This is a genomic window from Acidobacteriota bacterium, assembly GCA_028875725.1.
GTDB lineage: Bacteria > Acidobacteriota > Thermoanaerobaculia > Multivoradales > Multivoraceae > Multivorans.
Map to the genome: position 1 here is coordinate 1,403,482 of JAPPCR010000006.1, position 19,337 is coordinate 1,422,818.

The 19,337-nt window shown below is 68.3% G+C and carries 15 protein-coding genes; 8 read left to right on the top strand and 7 right to left on the bottom strand.

What is annotated here, in order from left to right:
* Positions 1–16 precede the first annotated feature (16 nt).
* Both OXI49_07695 and OXI49_07700 read right to left on the bottom strand, forming a co-directional pair.
* Positions 17–823 carry an alpha/beta hydrolase gene (locus OXI49_07695; protein MDE2690386.1) on the bottom strand — a complete coding sequence of 269 codons (807 nt, stop codon included), beginning with the start codon at positions 821–823 and terminating at the stop codon, positions 17–19.
* Positions 813–1,094 (bottom strand): hypothetical protein, encoded by a 282-nt coding sequence (locus OXI49_07700; protein ID MDE2690387.1) that lies wholly within the window; start codon positions 1,092–1,094, stop codon positions 813–815. Before OXI49_07700 ends, OXI49_07695 begins: the two co-directional genes overlap by 11 nt.
* Before the next feature lie 69 nt (positions 1,095–1,163).
* Between OXI49_07700 and OXI49_07705 the strand changes: the two genes are divergently transcribed.
* Positions 1,164–2,078: an LLM class flavin-dependent oxidoreductase gene (locus OXI49_07705; protein ID MDE2690388.1), complete on the top strand. Its 915-nt coding sequence runs from the start codon at positions 1,164–1,166 to the stop codon at positions 2,076–2,078.
* Here the strand turns inward: OXI49_07705 and OXI49_07710 are convergent.
* The 3 genes from OXI49_07710 to OXI49_07720 are packed head-to-tail and all read right to left on the bottom strand — an operon-like array spanning position 2,075 to position 6,614.
* A complete protein-coding gene (locus OXI49_07710; GenBank protein MDE2690389.1) occupies positions 2,075–2,746 on the bottom strand; it encodes a carboxymuconolactone decarboxylase family protein in 672 nt (223 codons plus the stop codon). The genes OXI49_07705 and OXI49_07710 overlap by 4 nt on opposite strands.
* Before the next feature lie 39 nt (positions 2,747–2,785).
* On the bottom strand, positions 2,786–4,540 hold the full coding sequence (locus tag OXI49_07715) for a phosphotransferase (GenBank protein ID MDE2690390.1): 1,755 nt from the start codon (positions 4,538–4,540) through the stop codon (positions 2,786–2,788).
* Between the two features lie 22 nt (positions 4,541–4,562).
* A complete protein-coding gene (locus tag OXI49_07720; GenBank protein ID MDE2690391.1) occupies positions 4,563–6,614 on the bottom strand; it encodes a hypothetical protein in 2,052 nt (683 codons plus the stop codon).
* 89 nt (positions 6,615–6,703) lie between these two features.
* Between OXI49_07720 and OXI49_07725 the strand changes: the two genes are divergently transcribed.
* Both OXI49_07725 and OXI49_07730 read left to right on the top strand, forming a co-directional pair.
* Positions 6,704–7,618, top strand: coding sequence for an alpha/beta hydrolase (locus tag OXI49_07725; protein ID MDE2690392.1), 915 nt, complete (start codon positions 6,704–6,706; stop codon positions 7,616–7,618).
* Positions 7,619–7,628: 10 nt separating this feature from the next.
* Positions 7,629–8,876 carry an acyl-CoA dehydrogenase family protein gene (locus tag OXI49_07730; GenBank protein ID MDE2690393.1) on the top strand — a complete coding sequence of 416 codons (1,248 nt, stop codon included), beginning with the start codon at positions 7,629–7,631 and terminating at the stop codon, positions 8,874–8,876.
* 71 nt (positions 8,877–8,947) lie between these two features.
* Here the strand turns inward: OXI49_07730 and OXI49_07735 are convergent, their stop codons facing one another.
* Positions 8,948–10,258 (bottom strand): serine hydrolase, encoded by a 1,311-nt coding sequence (locus OXI49_07735; GenBank protein MDE2690394.1) that lies wholly within the window; start codon positions 10,256–10,258, stop codon positions 8,948–8,950.
* A gap of 143 nt (positions 10,259–10,401) precedes the next feature.
* Here OXI49_07735 and OXI49_07740 point away from each other — a divergent pair, with 143 nt between their 5' ends.
* The 3 genes from OXI49_07740 to OXI49_07750 are packed head-to-tail and all read left to right on the top strand — an operon-like array spanning position 10,402 to position 14,089.
* The gene (locus tag OXI49_07740; protein ID MDE2690395.1) at positions 10,402–11,409 is read left to right on the top strand and encodes a CBS domain-containing protein; all 1,008 of its coding nucleotides are present in this window, start codon (positions 10,402–10,404) and stop codon (positions 11,407–11,409) included.
* Between the two features lie 27 nt (positions 11,410–11,436).
* On the top strand, positions 11,437–13,158 hold the full coding sequence (locus tag OXI49_07745) for an amidohydrolase (protein MDE2690396.1): 1,722 nt from the start codon (positions 11,437–11,439) through the stop codon (positions 13,156–13,158).
* A gap of 52 nt (positions 13,159–13,210) precedes the next feature.
* Positions 13,211–14,089, top strand: a complete 879-nt coding sequence (locus tag OXI49_07750; GenBank protein MDE2690397.1) for an alpha/beta hydrolase — start codon at positions 13,211–13,213, stop codon at positions 14,087–14,089.
* A gap of 1 nt (position 14,090) precedes the next feature.
* On the opposite strand, the gene OXI49_07755 is transcribed toward OXI49_07750, so the two are convergent.
* Positions 14,091–15,713 carry a long-chain fatty acid--CoA ligase gene (locus OXI49_07755; GenBank protein MDE2690398.1) on the bottom strand — a complete coding sequence of 541 codons (1,623 nt, stop codon included), beginning with the start codon at positions 15,711–15,713 and terminating at the stop codon, positions 14,091–14,093.
* 99 nt (positions 15,714–15,812) lie between these two features.
* Here OXI49_07755 and OXI49_07760 point away from each other — a divergent pair, with 99 nt between their 5' ends.
* Entirely contained in the window at positions 15,813–17,363 is a 1,551-nt protein-coding gene (locus OXI49_07760) for a hydantoinase B/oxoprolinase family protein (protein ID MDE2690399.1), read from the top strand.
* A gap of 98 nt (positions 17,364–17,461) precedes the next feature.
* The gene (locus tag OXI49_07765; protein MDE2690400.1) at positions 17,462–19,333 is read left to right on the top strand and encodes an acyl-CoA dehydrogenase family protein; all 1,872 of its coding nucleotides are present in this window, start codon (positions 17,462–17,464) and stop codon (positions 19,331–19,333) included.
* The last annotated feature ends 4 nt before the right edge of the window (positions 19,334–19,337 follow it).

Genomic DNA, 19,337 nt, shown 5'->3' on the forward strand with positions numbered 1-19,337 from the left:
CGCGGCCGCGGGGCCGCTAGGCGATATCGGCCAGGAACGCGTCGACTTCGGCGTGGAATTCGTCGGGCTGCTCGGTGGGGATGCCGTGGCCGCAGTTCTCGAGCATTCGCAGGCGCGAGCCCTCGATCCGGCGGGACATGATGACGCTGCCGCCGGGTGGGGTCAGCGCATCCTCGAGGCCCTGGAGGATCAGGGTCGGGCAGGTGATCGTCGGGAGATCGGCGGTGTAGTCGATGTTCGAGACGGCGCGGCAGGCGGCGGCGTAGGAGGCGGCGTCGTTCCGTTCGATGGTGAGGCGCGCCGATTCGAGGATCTCTTCGGCGTGGCGTTCCCGGTACTCCTTGCCGTAGGAGAGGGCGGGGCCGGTCGGCGTCAGGGCCTTGGCCAGGCCGTCCCGCTCGATCAGGTCGGCGCGGGCCCTCCAGCCGGCTTCGGCGCGTTCGTTCAATTCGCTCGAGGTGCTGACCAGGATCAACGCGCGGGTGCGATCGGGGAAGTCGAGGGCGAACCGTTGGGAGACGACGCCGCCCATCGAGATCCCTCCGATCACCGCGTCATCGGCGCCGACCGCGTCGAGCACGGCGGCGAGATCGGAGGCCCAGGTCTCCGGCGACATCGTGTCGGGACGCCGTTCCGAGCCGCCAAAGCCCCGGACGTCCCAGGTCAGGACGGTGTAGCGGTCCCGGAGCGTTTCCACCGTGGCTTCCCAGTAGTCCAGGTGACCGCCCAGGCCGTGCGTCAGTACGACGACCGGACCGCTTCCCGCGAGCCGATAGCGCAGCGTTGCGCCGTCGGTTGCGGTTGTGCGCCTGTCAGGCAGCACGCCGGTTGAACAGCCCGACCGTCAGCACCAGCGGAATCAGGAACAGTGTTGTGCGCAGCCAGCCCGGCATGTCCGTGATGAGGAGGATCAGCGTGAGCGGGATCCAGAAGACCAGCCACATCCAGATCGGGATCATCCTGCGCGGGACAGGTTCGGTGCTCGCGCCCTCCGCGATGATGATGACGACCAGGATGCCGAAACCGGCTCCGACGACACCGGCGATCAGGCCGCCGGCCGGGTAGGCGTACGTGGCGAGGATCAGTTCAGTCATGAGACGGACGAATGCTCCTACTGTTGTTGGTGAAGGCGAATCCTATACATTGCCGCCGGAGAAGGAACCATGCGAGTCAGCATCTCGGTCCAGAGCGCCTACAACGTCGCCGATCCACGGGAAGGAGCGCGCCGCATGGTGGATCGGGCGCGGGCCGCCCGGGAGGCCGGACTCGACGCGCTGTTCGTCGGCGACCACCACGCGACGGCCACGCCGTACTACCAGAACACGGCGATCCTGGGGCGGATGCTGGCCGAATGGGGCGACCGGCCCGCCGGGGCCCTCTACCTGCTGCCGCTCTGGCATCCGCTGATCGTCGCCGAGCAGGTCGGCACCCTGGCCAGCGTGATGACGGGCCGGTTCATCCTGCAGTGCGCGATCGGTCCCGCCGACAACCAGTTCGAGGCGATGGGCGTCCCGGTGCGCCAGCGGCCGTCGCGGTTCGAGCAGTCGCTCTCCCTCCTGCGGCGCCTGTGGTCCGGGGAGACGGTGACGACCGGAGGCGAGAACGATCGTTTCGGGCTTCGGGAGGCCCGCGTCTCACCCTGCCCGCCGGAGCCGGTCGAAGTCTGGATCGGCGCCTCGGCGCCGCCGGCGATCGACCGCGCGGCGCGGCTTGGCGACGGCTGGCTGGCGGCGCCAGGGTTGACGGCGGCGGAGGCGGCCGGGCAGCTCGGCTTCTACCGGGAAGCCTGCGAACGCCATGGCCGCCCGGTCGGCGTGAGCGCGATCCGGCGGGACCTCTACGTCGGCGAGACGGCGGCGGAAGCGGAGGCCGCGGCGGCCGGGGTCATCTCACGCGGCTACCGGGGATTCCCGCCCGAGGCTCTGGTCGTCGGCGAGGCGGCGGGCGTCGCCGCCTCGTTCGCTGAACTGAGTGAGATGGGATACGACGAGGTCGTCGTCCGGCACCTGGTCCAAGACCCAGCGAGGGTCCTGCAGTCGATCGGCCGGCTCGCCGAAGTCCGCGAAAGGCTGCGTTAGCGCCGCGGCACGTCCTCCGGGAAGGGCTCGAGACCCTCGTCGAGTTCGACGCGGATGCTCCGCAGAGCCATCGAGACCATGCGGTACTGGCCGACCGTGAAGATCAGGTCGATCATCTGCTGATCGCTGTAGCGCGCCTTCAGGAAAGCCCAGGTCCGCTCGGAGATTGCCGAGTTCCGGTGCAGTTCGGTCGCAGCACGCAGCAGGTAGCGCTCGAAGCTGGTCCACGGTCCGGCGTTCTCGCCCACGGCGACATTGCGAATCTCTTCGTCCGTCATGCCGGCGGCCCTGGCCGCACGCGCGTGGTACCCCCATTCGTACTCGGCTTCGTTGAGCCAGGAGGTGCGCAGAATGACCATCTCGCGGTCCCGGTCGGGAAGAGTGCTGCCGCGCAGGATGTAGCCCCCGAACGGTCCCCAGGCCTCCATCAGCGGCGGATGATGAGAGAGGGTGCGGATCAGGTTGATGCTCTCGACACCCTCGGCCGGCGGAATCCTGGGTCCGGTTTCGCGGCGTTGCCGCTGAGCCGAAAGGGAACCGGCGATGAGAGCCAGGGCGAGCGTCACCGCTGCCGTCCTGCGGAACCCGGTTGGAGCGTCCGCGCGCCAACCGCCTACGGATTCCGACGACCGGCCGCCGGCGGCGGAATGGAAGGTCTGCGTGTTCATGGGCGATCCTCCTTGGTCGGGGTCACTATAGCCCCGGGCTCAACTCCGGCGGGCGGCGGCGGTCCTGAAACCCGAGTACTTCGGCTGGTCGATGGCGATCTGGTTGACGACGGTGGCTCGCAGGTGTTCGTGCAGCTTCCGGTCGTCGATGGCGACCCGGTCGTCCCGGATGGCGTGAACGAGCTTCCAGCGCAGGTCCAGCAGCGGCCCGTCGGTTCCGAGCACGCGGCGGAGCCGCTCGTGCTCCCGGCGGCGGTGCTCGGCTCCGAAGTGCAGATCGCGATAGACGATGTCGAGCGCGTTGCCGGCGACCAGGGCGTGAAAGCGGGTTCGTCCGGTCGTCTCCTCCCGCACCTGACCGTGCAGAAAGTCGCGGGTCGCGCCGACGAGTTCCTCGAGCCGCGGCATGTCCGGGTCCGGGAGGTCGTCGGGCGCGGCGACCAACTCGACGGGACCGGGGATCAGCAGATTCACGCAGTCGACCTGACACTCCGTGGTGCGGCGTCCGATCGTCACGCGTTCGACCGAGCGGTCCAGCCCCTGACGGTAGTGCTGCGTCATGCCGAGGGTCGAAACGGCCCACCAGAAGGAGCCGAACACCTCCCAGTACTGCACCCGCGCGAGCTCGACCGACTTGCCGCTGGTCGCCTCGTAGCCGGCGAACAGGTCTTCGTAGGTGCCGAAGCCGCCGACCGGCAGCTCGGGTCCGGCGCCGTAACGCCAGGAGTTCGTGCAGATCCAGCCGAGATCCCGCATCGGGTCGCCGATGTGGGCGATCTCCCAGTCGAGCACCGCGCTGACGCCGGTCTGGTCGACCATCAGGTTGCCGTTGCGGAAGTCGTTGTGGACCAGGGTCCGGTCGGGTGAATCCGGCAGGTTCTCCATCAGCCAGCGCGCCGTGAAGTCGATCATCGGCTGCGGTGTGTCGAGGGCCTCGTAGCGGCCGCGGGTCTGCTCGATGAAGTCCGCCGCGCTCAGGCTCGCCAGGTCGCGGTCGAGGCCGTGGGCTTCCAAGTCGATCGTGTGCAGCCGGCCCAGGATCTCGCCGCATTGTCTGGCCAGCTTCGGGCGCACCTCGGCGAGGTCGGGGGAGCGCACGATCCGCGCGCCCAGGGCGACGCCGTCGAGCCACTCCATGACGAAGCCAGCGCCGAGTTCGTCGCCGGGCCCGAGGACGTAGAAGACCTCGGGCTCCGGGATGCCGTTCCGGCGGGCGACCTGCATCAGCTTTGCCTCCATCCGCAGGCCCGGCGCGCTCCGCTCGACGGCACGAGCTTCTTCCTGCTTGCCGCCCTGGGACCGCCGGAGGGCGAGCTGGCGCTCGCCGGCCTCCGTTTCGATCCGCAGCCTGTACGTTTCCTGGCTGGCGCCGCCCGAGAGCCGCTCGATGCTCCCCAGGCGCTCGCAGCCGTCGATCTCGCGCCGGAGCACCCGGTCCAGCCGGGCCTCGAAGCTGTCCCGCGTCCAGGCGGCGCCGCTGCCGCCGGCGACTGGAGCGAGCAGGTAGATCTCGTCGCCCTCGTGAAGCTCGCGATCGCGGTTGTCTTCCAGTGGGCAGCGCTCGCCGTTGATCATCAGGGTGTCCCGGAGATGCGGTGAGTGCGAGATGGCCTCGGAAAGCGGCACGCCGGCGCGGTCGGCGGCCGGAAGCAGCTCGGCCAGCGTCACGCCGGGCGCGAGCCGGAACGTACGGTCGACGTCGTGCCAGCCGGCGCCGATCCGTCCCTTGATCAGAACGCGGACGCGGATCTTCGTTCCGGACCGTGGGTGAACGAGGCTGCGCAGAAGGCCCATCGAGGCAGGGGACCGGCCTCGGTCAGGCCAGTTGCGCTTCCAGGAGGTCGTCCATGCCGAGCTGCTCGGCACGGCTCCGGCTGAGCCGGCCGGTGTCCGGATCCCAGTCCATCGCCTGGTAGTAGTCCCGCTTCAGTTGCTCGAGGGGCGCCTGGACGCCGGCCAGCGGTCCGGTCTCGAGCCGGCCGTCGCCTTCGCCCATCATGCGGGCGTGGGGCCTGAAGTCCGACGGCGAAACTCCCTCGCGGACGTTGAAGGCGTTCCGCAGGTTCTGGATCCGCTCGCCGCAGAGCAGCAGTTCCTTCTGGTCGACGTTCCAGCCGGTCAGGGCGTTCACCATGTCGACCCAGGGCAGGCCGCCGGTCAGGCCGGTGAACATGCACAGGCCGAGGCCGTTCAGCGTCTGGTGGGCGTTGCTGTAGTGGGCTTGGGCTTTGCCCTTGTTCTTCGTGCCCTTCCAGGCGATCGTCACTTCGTCCTTGTCGACGGCCTCGGGCAGCGGGAAGCCGGCGCCGAAGGTCTCGTTCCAGGACGCGGAACCGGCGGTGTGGCGGCCCGGCGTCGGATCGGCGATGTAGGTCACGCCCATCAGCGAAGTGAAGCGCGGGTCGTGGTACGCGGGTTCCTGGCCGCCGACGTGGACCGCATAGGCGCCGGTGCCACGGCCGACGTGGCGGGACGCCGAGGCGAGGCCGTGGCGGAGCCACTCGCCGCAGCCTTCGCCCTCGCCCATCTTGACGGTGAGGGCGAGCGCGCCCTCGCCGTTGCCCCAGCGCATGTCCACGCCGTCGAGATCGTCGGCGGTCATGTCGCCGCGCTCGATCGCCTCGCACACCCAGGCAATCGTGGCGCTCGAACTCACGGCGTCCATTCCGTAGCGGTTGCAGGCGTCGTGGCATGCGGTCACGAGTTCCAGGTCGTCGTTCAGGATGTTCGCGCCGAAGCCGACGATCGTCTCGTAGTCCGGGCGGCGCACGTCCGAAAGACCGCGGCTCCTGACGCCGACGATCCCCTTGCAGGGCGCCGGGCAGTCGCCGCAGCTCAGCTTCTTCGTGATCATCTTGTCGACCTCGGCCCCATCCAGCTTCCAGCCCTTCTTCGCCAGCGGGAAGTCGCGGGCGCCGACGCCCGTCCAGTTCTTGAGCGGCGCGTCGCCGTTCTCGACTGAGAGCGCGACCGCCGCCGTCGTGCCGCGGTCGGCCCACATCTGGCGCATCGCCGGCTGCGGCGATTCGATCTTGATCCCGAACTTCGCGAACATCCGGTACACGAAGCCGAAGTGCTTCTTCGGTGCCGCCATCTTCACGACGAGGCGCATCGGCAGGCTGATGTCGCTGCGATACTCGCGGTTTACCTCGTCGCAGAGGGCGCGGAAACGCTTCTCGTCGCGAACGGGTACGGTCTTTCCAGTGTTTTCGCCGCCGTCGACGACGACCGCCTTCAGGTTCTTCGAGCCGAAGACGGCGCCGAAGCCCTGGCGGCCGAAGGCGTGGTAGCGATCGTTCATCACCGAGGCGATCCGAGCGCCGCGTTCGCCCGCCGGTCCGATCGCCGACACGCCGACCCGGAACTTCGTGCCGTAGCGCTCCTGGAGCGCGTCGAAGGCTTCCGGAATCTGCATGCCCCAGAGATCGCCGGCAGGTTCTACCCTGATGCCGTCCTCCCGTACGACCAGAACCGAGGGGCCGGCGGCGCGGCCGCGGACCACCAGCGCGTCGTAGCCGGCGTGGCGCAGGTGGATCGCCGTGCTGCCGCCGGAGTTCGAGTCGGCCCAGGTGCCGGTGAGCGGCGATTTGCCGACGATCTGGATGCGTCCCGAGAACGGCGTACGCAGGCCCGTGAGCAGACCCGAGACGAGCGCGAAGCAGGCCTCCGGCGCCGTCGCCTCCGTGCCGGTGGGGAAGTGCTTCCACATCAGCCAGGCGCCGAGACCGTAGCCCCCCAGGTACTGGCGGAAGACGTCCGCGGGGATCGGCTCCGCATGGTGCTCGCCGGTAGACAGGTCGACCACGAGGGCGCGGCCGTGGGCGCCGTAGAGGCCGTTGGTGCCGTTGCCGTTCCGGGGTTCTGTCATCCAGGGAATCTCCGAACTGTGATTGCCACGGTGGAGGGAGTGTACTCGGGCGCCGCCGCGCAGCCTGGCTTGGCGTATCCTCGCGCACCATGCCGGAACACCCCCCTTCGCCCCAGAGTCTGCGCCTGCCGGGAGCAGGCGGCATCGAACTCCAGGTCTACGACTACGGCAACGAGGGTGCGCCGCCTCTCGTTCTGCTGCACGGGATGCAGGACCTGGCGATGGCGTTCGAACCGGTGGCGAACCGCTTCCGCGATCGCTACCGGGTCGTCTCCTTCGACCTGCGCGGCCATGGCGACAGCGGCAAGCCCGGCGTCTACGCCCTGCCGCACTTCATTGCCGATCTCCACGCCGTCATCTTCCAGCTCCAGCTGGAGCGGCCGGTGCTGGTCGGTCACAGCCTGGGCGGCCAGATCGTCAGCCACTACGCCGCCGTGTTCAGCGACGTACCCAGCGTGATCGTGAACATCGACGGCGTCGGCGCGCCGTTCCGCGAGAGCGACATGCCGGTGGAGAACCGCCAGCTTCGCCTGCAGAACGGCCACACCAGCCTGCTGCGGCCGGGCGGGCACAAGCGGCCGATGATGGACCTGGACGACGCCTGGCGACTGTACTGCCGCTTCCATCCCGGGCTCGACCACGACCTGGCGCGGCACCTGGTGGAGATCGGCACGACCGAGCACCCCTACGGCGGCCTGCAGTGGAAGTGGGACCCGCAGGTCGAGACGACGGGCCTGACGATGTCGAGCCGGCTGTCCGAGGAGCGCTGGCCCTGGGTTTCCTGCCCGGTGCTCGTCGTCACCGGCGGCCGTTCCGCCGAGTTCTACCGGGGCCGCGGCGGCATCGACCACGACACGCCGGAGGCGCCCGACGAGATCGAGCGCCGGGTGCGCCTGTTCCGCAACGTGCACCACGTCGAGATCCCGGAGGCGGGCCACATGGTCCACTTCGACGCGCCGGAGCGGCTCGGCGAGATCATCGACGCCTACCTGGAAGCCGGGTAACGGGAGAGACATGGACTTCGAGATCCCCCAGAACATTCGCGACAAGCTGGACGAGCTCGACGACTTCATCGAGCGCGAGATCAGGCCGCTGGAGCAGCAGGACGACAACGTCCGTTTCTTCGACCAGCGCCGGGAATGGGCGCGGACGGACTTCGAGAACGACGGCAAGCCGCGGCCGGAGTGGGAGGCGCTGCTGCGCGAGATGAAACGCCGCGCCGACGCCGCGGGCCACCTCCGGTTCGGCCTGCCGAAGGAGCTCGGCGGTCAGGACGGCTCGAACCTGGCGATGGCGGTGATCCGGGAGCACCTGGCTGCCAAGGGGCTGGGCCTGCACAACGACCTGCAGAACGAATCCTCGATCGTCGGCAACTTCCCGACCGTGATCATGATGCACCGTTTCGGGACGCCGGCCCAGAAGGCGCGGTTCATGGAAGGAATGATGACCGGAGCGGTGCGAATGGGCTTTGGCCTGACCGAGCCGGACCACGGCTCGGACGCGACCTGGCTCGAAACGTCCGGGGTCCGCGACGGCGACGACTGGGTGATCAACGGCGCCAAGCGCTTCAACTCGGGCCTGCACGCGGCCACCCATGACCTGATCTTCGCGCGGACTTCCGGCGATCAGGGGAAGGCCGACGGCGTCACCTGCTTCATCGTGCCGACGGACTCGCCCGGCTTCGAGGTCCCCTTCATGTGGTGGACCTTCAACATGCCGACGGACCACGCCGAGGTGTCGCTGACGGACGTGCGCGTGCCGAACGACGCCATCTTCGGCGAGGAGGGCCGCGGCCTCGCCCTGGCCCAGACCTTCGTCCACGAGAACCGCATTCGCCAGGCGGCGTCAGGCGTCGGCGCGGCGCAGTTCTGCATCAACGAGAGCGTCAGGTACGCCCGCGAGCGGATCGTCTTCGGCAAGCCGCTATGGCTCAACCAGGCGATCCAGTTCCCGCTCGCCGAACTCCAGACGGAGTGCGAGATGGTCCGCAACCTCGTCTACAAGACCGCCTGGGAACTCGACCAGCAGCACCACATGGAGGTCACCGACAAGGTCTCGATGTGCAACTACCGGGCGAACCGCCTCGTCTGCAACGCCGCCGACCGGGCCATCCAGACCCACGGCGGCATCGGCTACACCCGGCACATGCCGTTCGAGCACATCTACCGCCACCACCGGCGGTACCGGATCACGGAAGGGTCTGAGGAGATTCAGATCCGCCGCGTGGCGGGGATCATGTTCGGCAAGCGGGCGAAGCGCTAGCTCGGCAGAAGGTCCGGAAGCCGGCGGGGACGCCGGCGCACCCGGTTTCTGCCGCGCAAGGCTTGGCCGGCCTAATCGAGAATCGCCTGGTAGGTGAGGCGCCGGCTCAGCGAGCGGACGTCGGGCCTCCGAGGTGAGAAGCTCTGGATCATGCCGACGAAGACGAGGTCTTCCTTCGGGTCGATCCAGAACCAGGTGCCGGCGGCGCCGCCCCACCAGTACTCGCCCTTCGAGATGCCGTCGTGGGCCACTGGGTCGAGGACGACGCCGAAGTCGAGGCCGAAGCCGGCGCCCGGTGACATCTCCTTGACATCGCGGGGCAGGTGGTTCAGGTGCATCAGCCTGACGGTCGAGGGCGCCAGGATGCGCACGCCATCCAGTTCGCCGCCGTTGAGCAGCATCTGGGAGAACCGCATGTAGTCCATCGTGGTCGACACCAGGCCGCCTCCTCCGGAGAGGTGAGCGGGCGGATCGAAGTAGCTGCGGCGTCCGCCGAAGCCCTCCTGGGCCAGCAGCTTGCCGTCCTCGTCGTGAGTGTAGACCTGGGCGAAGCGGTCCGCCTTGTCCGCGGCTACGTGGAAGGCGGTGTCGTTCATGCCCAGCGGGACGAACAGGCGTTCGTTCAGGAACTCGTCGAAGGGTTGGCCCGACAGGACCTCGACCAGGTATCCCTGGACGTCGACAGCGACGCTGTAGTGCCACCTCGAACCCGGCTGGTAGAGCAGCGGGATCTTCGAGAGTTCGTCGACCATCTCCTTGAGCGTCTGGTCCGGGTCGACGATGACGCCCGCCTCCCTGTACATCGCGTCAACCTGGGTGTCCGAGAAGATGCCGTAGCTGAGCCCCGCCGTGTGGCTCATCAGCTCGCGGATGGTCATCGGGTGGTCGGCCGGCTCAGTGATCGGCTGGCCGTTCGGCCCGTCCTCCTTGGCGACGACGAGTCCCTCAAACTCGGGGATGTAACGGTGGACCGGGTCGGAGAGCCGGAACTTGCCTTCCTCGTAGAGGATCATCAGCGCCACGCCGGTGATCGGCTTGGTCATCGAGTAGATGCGGAAGATCACGTCCTCGCTCATTTCGGACCCCGCCTCGAGGTCGCGGTGGCCGAAGGTGCCGAAGTGGGCGATCTTGCCCTGGCGGGAGATCATCGTCGTGATGCCGGCGAGGAGACCGTCGTCGACCAGGCCCTGCATCGCGTCGTCGAGCCGTGCGAGCCGGTCGCTCGACATGCCGACTTCTTCGGGCGCTACGCGCGCCAGATCGCGGGGTCCCTGGGTCGGGACGTCGGCCCGCGTCTGGTCGCAGGCGACGAGACCGAGGCTCAGGAAGGCGACGGCGAGGAGCGCGGTCACCAGGCGGGAAACTTGGGCGGAACGAGTCATGGAACTCTCCCTTGACGGAGGGTGAACTGGGAGTTTGAGAAACGGCAAGACTAGCAGTCTCGAGGGGTTCCGGGGCCTTGCTCCTCAGCGTCAAGGAGGCCGCGCGTTGACGGTTGGTCGCTGCTACGATCGGTGACTTCCCGATGGAGAAAACGATCGACAGGCCGAAGCTCGCGCGGGACATCATGGTGACCAGGCTGGTCACGGTGCATCCACGCACTCATGTGTTCGACGGCATCGCGGCGTTGCTCCGCCACCGGATCACCGGCGCGCCGGTGATCGGCGAACGCCATCGCTATCTCGGCATGCTGTCGGAGAAGAGCTGCCTGACGGTTCTGACCGTGACGGCGCGCGCGGCGGACGAGCGCGGGCTGGCAGCGAGCCGACGTTCGCAGTCTCAGGACTTCATGGCGAAGCGCCTGGTCACGCTCCGGGCCGGCATACCGGCGCTCGACGCGATCGCCCTCCTGCTGAAGAACCGGATCTCGGGCGCGCCGGTGGTGGACCCGTCCTCCGGCCGTTTCCTGGGCGTCTTCTCCGAGAAGTTCTCGATGGACGTGCTGCTCGGCCTCGCCTACGACCAGTTGCCCGCGGCGCCCGTGGATGCGTTCATGAACACGGACTTCGGACGGGTGATCGACGGCAGCGAGCCGTTACTCGAGATCGCGCAGCGTTTTCTCGATACGCCTTACCGGCGCCTGCCGGTGGTCCGGGACGAGACGCTCGTCGGGCAGGTGAGCCGCCGGGACGTTCTGAACGCCTCGCACCATCTGACCGCGGCGATCGACGGCCGACGGTCCATCCTGCGCGAGCGCAGCAGTGAACTCGGCCTGGAGGATCTGGCGGCGCCGGAGGAAGAAGCGGACCCGGCCGAGTTCGAACTCGACTCCACGGATGCGTCGGCCTTCATGGACCGCAAGGCGCGCACGATCTCCGAGGACACCGACCTCCTGAGCATCGCGCGCATCTTCAAGAGCACGCCGTACCGCCGCCTGCCGGTGCTGCGGGGCCGCCGGCTCGTTGGCCAGATCAGTCGCCGTGACGTGCTTGCCGCCACCCACGGCCTGCTGGTGCGCGCGCCGCAGCCCGGCCAGGCGTTGCTCTACCTGAGCGCTGTCGTCGACTCCGGTGAGCGGCCGTCCCTGTCCTGAACACGAGCCCCTGAGCAGGCACCACCCGTGAAGCGAGCCGACCGCCGTACCCTGCCCGAAGGAGGAGACATGTCCCATCCGCCCATCGAACCGTCGGGGCAGGCGCGCCGGGGTCTGTTCGCACTGCTTGGCCTTGCGGCCCTTGTGCTGCTGGCCGCGGGGCCGGCCGTAGCCGCGGCGGACGACGACGAGCCGAAGCTGGTGGAGCCGGCGCCATCGCGACCGGACGGCGAGGGCGAAGGGCCATTCGACCGTCTGATCCTGCGCGGCGTGATGGTAGTCGACGGCACCGGCGCACCGCCCATGGGACCGGTGGACATCGTCATCGAGGGGAACCGGATCGAACAGATCCAGAGTCTCGGCATGGCCAACACCGAGATCGACGAGAGCAGGCGCCCCAAGGACGCCGACTACGAGCTCGATCTCTCCGGTTCCTGGGTGCTGCCGGGACTCATCGACCTCCACGTCCACACCGGCGGCGTGCCGAAGGCGCCGCGTGCCGAGTACGTGTACAAGCTGTGGCTGGCGCACGGCATCACGACGGCGCGCGGCGTGCCTACCGGGCCGCTGGAGTGGGACCTGAGCGAGAAGGAGCGGAGCCGCAGGAACGAGATCACCGCGCCGCGGTTCGTCTCGTATCAGCGTCCGGGTAGCGGCAAGGAGTGGAAGGACCGGGACATTCGCACTCCCACGGACGCCCGCGAGTGGGTGCGATACGCCCACGAGAAGGGCGTTGACGGTCTGAAGCTCGGTGCCTTCCCGCCGAAGATCATGGCGGCGCTGCTCGACGAGGCCGGCAGCCTGGGAATGGGGTCGACCGCTCATCTCGACCAGATGGGGGTCGGCAACATGAACGCGATCGACTCCGCGCGGCTGGGACTGGTCGGGATGACCCACTTCTACGGCCTGTTCGAGTCGATGTACGAGGGTGCCGACGTGCAGCCCTGGCCGGCCGAGATGAACTACATGGACGAGCAGTTCCGCTTCGGCCAGGTGGCGCGGCAGTGGAGGCTGGTCGAGCCCGGAGGCGAGCGCTGGAACGCCCTGCTGGAGGAGTTCCTGGATCTCGACTTCTTCATCAACCCGACGATGACGATCTACTCCGCCAGTCGCGACGTGATGCGGGCGCGAAACGCCGACTGGCACGCGGACTACACGCTGCCCAGCCTGGCCGAGTTCTACGCTCCCAGCCGCCTGGACCACGGCTCCTACTGGTTCTACTGGACGACGGCGGACGAGGTGGCCTGGAAGAACTTCTACCGCGTCTGGATGCGGTTCCTGAACGAGTACAAGAACCGCGGCGGCCGGGTCACCGTCGGTTCGGATTCGGGGTTCATCTACCAGACCTACGGTTTCGGCACGATCCTCGAACTCGAGATGCTGCAGGAGGCAGGCTTCCATCCGCTCGAGGTGATCCGCTCGGCGACGATGCACGGCGCCGAGGAACTGGTGAAGGCGAGCGGCGAAGACATCGAGTTCGGGATCGTGCGGGAGGGGATGCTCGCCGATCTCCTCGTCGTGGACGAGAACCCGATCGCCAACCTGAAGGTGCTCTACGGTACCGGTGCCGTCCGGCTGAACGACGACACCGGCCGCCCCGAGCGGGTCGGCGGCGTGCGCTACACGATCAAGGACGGCATCGTCTATGACGCGAAGAAGCTGCTCGCGGACGTGGCGGATATGGTTGCCGCCGCCAGGATGCAGTCCGGGAGCCCGCTGCAGGAGACGACGGGAGGAGCCCGGCCCTAGCGACCGAGCGCAGACGCCGCCGCCCGAACAGACAGAGAACAGGGAGAACCCAGTGAAACAGACACTCGTCAAGCAAGCAGTCGTCGTCCTGATCGTCGCCGCCCTTCTCGCCTCGCCGCTGTCGGCGGGTTCCGAGACGAAGGTCCACGCCGACGTCGTATACGGCCACAAGATGGGCATGGCGCTCACGTTCGATGTGCTCGTGCCGGCCGAGCAGAACGGCGCGGCCGTCCTCTTCATGGTCAGCGGCGGCTGGTTCTCCCGCTGGTCCGACCCGCACCGGATTGCGTCCGGCGAAGGCCGGCAGTTCGGCGCGGTCGGCGATCTCCTGGACCACGGTTACGCGGTGTTCATGGTCCGCCACGGCTCGGCGCCGCTGTTCAAGGTGCCCGAGGCCGTCGCGGACGTGCGCCGCGCGGTGCGCTACATCCGCCTGAACGCGGGTGACTACGGCGTGGACGCGGACCGGATGGGCGTCTTCGGCGGCAGCGCCGGCGGTCACCTGTCGCTCATGCTCGGCAACGCCTCGGACGAAGGAAACTCCGAGAGCAACGACCCGATCGAGCAGACCGGCAACCGGGTGGCGGCCGTCGTCGCCTACTTCCCGCCGGTCGACCTGCAGGGGATCGCCGGGCCGAACGAGCGCTTCCCGGCCCTCGACTTCGATCCCGCGAAGGCCGCCGACATCTCGCCGGTCCTGTTCGTCAGCGAGGACGATCCGCCGACCCTGCTGATCCACGGCGACCGGGACGAACTCGTGCCGCTCTCCAACAGCGCACGGATCAAGGCCGCCTTCGATGAGGCGAACGTCACCTCGAAGCTGATCGTGATCGAGGGCGCCGCCCACGGTTTCCGCGGCGAAGACGGCGAGCGCGCGTCGAGCGCGCTCGTCGCCTGGTTCAACGAGCACCTGGGGGTTTCGGCCGACTGACCTAGGTCAGGACGTCCAGTTCCCCTTCGCCGTACCGGGCGCGCAGGACCTTCTTGTCGAACTTGCCGACGCTGGTCTTGGGGACCTCGTCGATGAAGGTCCAGCGCTCGGGCAACCACCAGCGGGCGACGCGGTCGGCCAGGTAGTTCCGGAGTTCGCCGGGGTCGGCGTCGGCGCCGTCGTTGAGCACGACGCAGGCGAGGGGCCGCTCGTCCCAGCGGTCGTCCGGCACGCCGACCACGGCGGCCTCGGCGACGGCCGGGTGTCCCATCAGCTCGTTCTCGAGATCGACCGAGGAGATCCACTCGCCGCCCGACTTGATGACGTCCTTGGCGCGGTCGGTGATCTGCAGGAAGCCCTTCGGGTCGATCGAGGCGACGTCGCCGGTCCTGAGCCAGCCGTCGTGGAACTTCTCGGGGTCGTCGTCGAGGTAGTACGAGCCGGTAATCCACGGCCCGCGGATCTCGATCTCGCCGACCGCTTCGCCGTCCCAGGGCATCTCTTCGCCGTCGTCGTTGCAGATACGGATCTCCACGCCGGAGATGATGCGGCCGGTCTTGACCCGCCAGTCGACCTCTTCCTCGCGCGGGGTGCCGCGTGGAGGAATGGCCATGGCCGCGAGCGGTGAGGTCTCGGTCATGCCCCAGCCCTGGATGATGTCGACGCCGAAGCGGTCGCGGAAGCCCTCGATGAGCGAGCGGGGCACGGCCGAGCCGCCGCAGAGGACGGCGCGGAAGGAGGAGAAGTCGACCTCGTGTTGCTCCGAGTAGCGGAGGACTTCGTTCCAGATCGTCGGCACCGCGCCGGAAAGGGTCGGCCGGTGCTCGGCGATGATCCGGCACAGGGGCTCCGCTTGCAGGAAACGGTCGGGCATGACGAAGTCGGCGCCGGTGAACCAGCCGACGTGGGGCAGGCCCCAGGCGTTGGCGTGGAACATCGGCACGATGGCCAGGATGCTGTCCGCCTGGCTGATGCCGAGCGCGCCGCCGGAGGCGACGCCGAGTGCGTGAAGGAAGGACGAACGGTGGCTGTAGGCGACTCCCTTTGGGTTGCCGGTCGTGCCGCTCGTGTAGCACATGGCGCAGGCGGCCCGCTCGTCGATCTCCGGCCAGTCGAACTCCGTGGGCTGGCCCTCGATCAGTTCGTGGTAGCGGTGGATCGAGGCGCCGCCTGCCCTGAGCGGCGAGGCGTCGCCGTCGCCGACGACGATGAAGTGCTCGACCGTTTCGAGGTCGGCCGCGACCTGGCCGATGAGCGGCACCAGCGAGTCGTCGACGATCACCACGCGGTCCTCGGCGTGGTTCGTGACGTAGGTCAACTGTTCCGGGAACAGGCGGATGTTCAGGGTGTGAAGCACGGCGCCCATGCAGGGGATCGCGAAGTAGGCCTCCAGGTGTTCCTGGTTGTTCCAGGCGAAGGTGCCGACCCGGTCTCCCGGCTCGATGCCGAGGCCCTTGAGCGCGTGGGCGAGTTGGGCGCTGCGCTCCGCGACTTCGGCGTAGGTGCCGATGCGTGCGCCGTCCGCCTGGCAGGTGATGATTCGGCTGTTTCGGTGCACGCGGCGTCCGTGATCGAAGATCATCCGGATCGTCAGCGGGAAGTCCATCATCGTGCTGAGTGTCATCGCGTCGCTCCAGGGTCTGGGGAAGGGTGCGGTGTCGACGGAGCGGTACCTTAGCGAGTTCTGGCGGGCGTACCGGGTCTTTCTGCGTAGACTCCGCCGGTGGATCCCGTTCGGCTGGAACTGTTCTCGAACCGGTTCGCCGCCATCGCGTCCGAGATGGGCGTGATGCTGCAGCGGACGGCGATGTCGGTAAACGTCAAGGAGCGTCTCGACTTCTCGTGCGGGATGCTCGACGCGGAAGGGCGGGTGCTGGTCAACGCGCCCCACATTCCGGTCCACCTCGGCGCGCTCGGCGAATGCGTGCGACGGGTAGCAGCGGAACTCGAGCTCGGCGCCGGCGACGTCGCGGTGACGAACCACCCGGGCTACGGTGGATCCCACCTGCCCGACATCACGGTCATTTCTCCCGTCTTCGTGGACGGCAGGTTGCTCGGCTACGTTGCCAACCGGGCACACCACGCCGAGCTGGGCGGCATCCGGCCGGGCTCGATGCCGCCCGAGGCCCGCAGCCTGGCGGAAGAGGGCGTGGTCATCGCGCCTCAGTACCTTGTACGGGCGGGGGAGCCGCAGTGGGAGCGGATCGAGGCCTTGCTGGCCGGCGGCCCGGCCCCCTCCCGCTCGGTGGCGGAGAACCTGGCCGACCTGGGCGCGGCGGTGGCCGCCAACCGTCGCGGCGTGGCGGCCTTGCGCGAACTCGCCGCGGGCGCCGGCGAGGAGGAGGTGCGCCGCTACATGTCGGCGCTCTTCTCGCGCGCCGCCGACCGGATGCGGTCGGCGCTGGAGGACCACGTTCGGAGCACGGGCCGCCAGTCGTTTCACGCCCGGGAACGGCTTGACGACGGTTCGCCGATCGAAGTCGCGGTGACAGTGGATCGCGGTTCGGCGCGGATCGACTTCACGGAGAGTGCACCTGTCCACGTCGGCAACCTGAACGCGACGCCGGCGATCGTGCGGAGCGCGACGATCTACGTGCTGCGGTTGCTGATCGGGGTGCCGCTCCAACTCAACGAGGGGCTGCTCGAACCGGTCGAGATCGAGATCCCGCGCGGCATGCTGAACCCGGAGTTCCCGGCTGACCCGAGGCGCTGCCCGGCGGTCGTCGGCGGCAACGTGGAGACGAGCCAGCGGGTCGTCGACACGCTGATCAAGGCGCTTGGACTCTGCGCCTGCGGGCAGGGCACGATGAACAACACCCTGTTCGGCGACGCCACCTTCGGCTACTACGAAACGGTCGGCGGCGGGGCCGGGGCCGGGCCGGGGTTCCGGGGGGCGAGCGGCGTCCACACTCACATGACGAACACCCGCATCACCGACCCCGAAGTGCTTGAGCATCGGTATCCGGTCCGCCTCGAGAGGTTCGGCCTGCGTCACGGCTCAGGTGGAGCGGGCCGGTTTCAGGGCGGCGACGGCCTGCGCCGTGAGTTGCGGTTCCTCACCCCCCAGAAGGTATCCGTGCTCGGCCAGCACCGGGTGGAGCGTCCCTACGGCGTCGACGGCGGGGAGAGCGGCAGTACCGGCCGCGCTCGTATCCTGCGTTCCGCGGGGGGCGTCCAGGAACTCGCCTCGGTCGACCAGGCCGACGTGATGCCCGGGGATCTCCTGGTGCTGGAGACGCCGGGCGGCGGCGGTTGGGGCGCCAGGCGCCCCTGATTCGACGTGGCCGGACGCGACGTGGACGGATAGAATGCGCGCCCGCCCGGGAAGTCGGGGCGAACCTTGCCAGCCAGCACCCAACAGGAGCCGAGTCGATGAGCCAGCAACAGGTTCAGGTCAGTGAAGAGAAGGCGCGCGCGGTCGCCGAGGAATCCCGCCAGAAGGAGTGGAAGAACCCTTCCTTCATGAAGGAGCTCTTCCTGGGCAACTTCCGCTTCGACCTGATCAGCCCGTATCCCTCCCGCGACGAGTGGCGGCCGGAGTTCGAGTCGTTCTACTCGGCCCTCACGGACTTTCTGCGTGACGAGGTCGATCCGGTCGAGATCGACGTGTCTGAGGACTACCCCGACCACGTGATCGACGGTCTCGCCCGGCTCGGCGCCTTCGGCATGAAGATTCCGACGGAGTACGGCGGTCTCGGCTTCGACCAGGTCGAGTACGCCCAGGTGATGGAGCTGATCGGTTCGTTCGACGGCAACCTGACCGCGTTGCTCTCGGCTCACCAGTCGATCGGCGTGCCGCAGCCGGTCAACCTGTTCGGTACCGAGGAGCTGAAACGGAAGTACCTGCCGCGCTGCGCTTCGGGCGAGATCTCCGCTTTCGCCCTGACCGAGCCGGAGGTCGGCTCCGATCCGGCCAGGCTGTCGACATCGGCCGTCCTCGACGGCGATTTCTACGTGCTCAACGGCACGAAGCTCTGGTGCACGAACGGCACCAAGGCGAAGCTGCTGGTCGTCATGGCGATGGACCCGGTGACCGAGAAGATCAGTTCGTTCGTCGTCGAGACGGAGTGGGAGGGCGTCGAGGTCGAGCGCCGTTGCCACTTCATGGGGCTCAACGCCCTGGCCAACGGCGTCATCACCTTCGACAACGTGAAGGTGCCGAAGGAGAACCTGATCGGCAAGGAAGGCAGAGGGCTCAAGATCGCTCTCACGACGCTGAACGACGGCCGGCTGTCGATTCCGAACAGTTCGGTCGGTGCCGCCAAGTACTGCCTCAAGGCGGTGCGCGAGTTCGGCAGCAGCCGGATCCAGTGGGGCGTGCCGATCGGCAAGCACGAGGCGATCGCCCAGAAGATTTCGGACATCGCGGCCTACGGCTTCGCGATGGAGGCGATCGTCAAGCTGGCCAGCCACATGTCGAACGACAAGCGGCTCGACCTGCGCCTGGAGAGTGCCGCCTGCAAGGAGTGGAACACCTGGCGCGGCTGGCAGATCATCGACGAGACGATGCAGGTCCGGGGCGGCCGCGGCTACGAGACGGAATCGTCCCTGCGCGACCGCGGCGAAGACCCGGTCGGCATCGAGCGGATGATGCGGGACTTCCGGATCAACCGCATCTTCGAGGGTTCCAGCGAGATCATGCACCTGATTATGGCCCGCGAAGCGGTGGACAAGCACCTGCAGGTGGCGGGCACGCTGATCGACCGGCGAGCCGGCACGGGCGCCAAGCTCCTGGCCTTGCCGAAGATTGGCCTGTTCTACGCCTGGTGGTATCCGACCCGCTGGCTGGCCTGGAGCCGCTGGCCCCGCTACGCTGGCTACGGAAAGTACGGCAAGCACCTCCGCTTCATCGACCGGGCGGCGCGCAAGCTCGCGCGTGAGAGCTTCCACGGGATGCTGGTCTACCGGGAGAAGATGGAGCGTCGGCAAATGTTCCTGTTCCGGCTCGTCGATGTCGTCAACGAACTGTTCGCGATGGCCGCCTCGGTCTCGCGTGCCCATTCCGAGGAGCATGCCGGCACCGTCGATGCCGCTCACTCCGCGGCGCTCTGCGACCTCTTCTGCCGCATGTCGCGGCGACGGGTCAATCAGCTCTTCCGCGAGCTGTGGCACAACGAGGACGACCTGAAGTACCGCACCGCGCAGGACGTGATGGGAGGCCGGCACATCGGCCGCGAGAAGCTCCTGGACGACCTCGATCGTTCGGGCCGGGCACCGCGCCAGGCAGCGGCTGCCGCTTCCTAGGGAA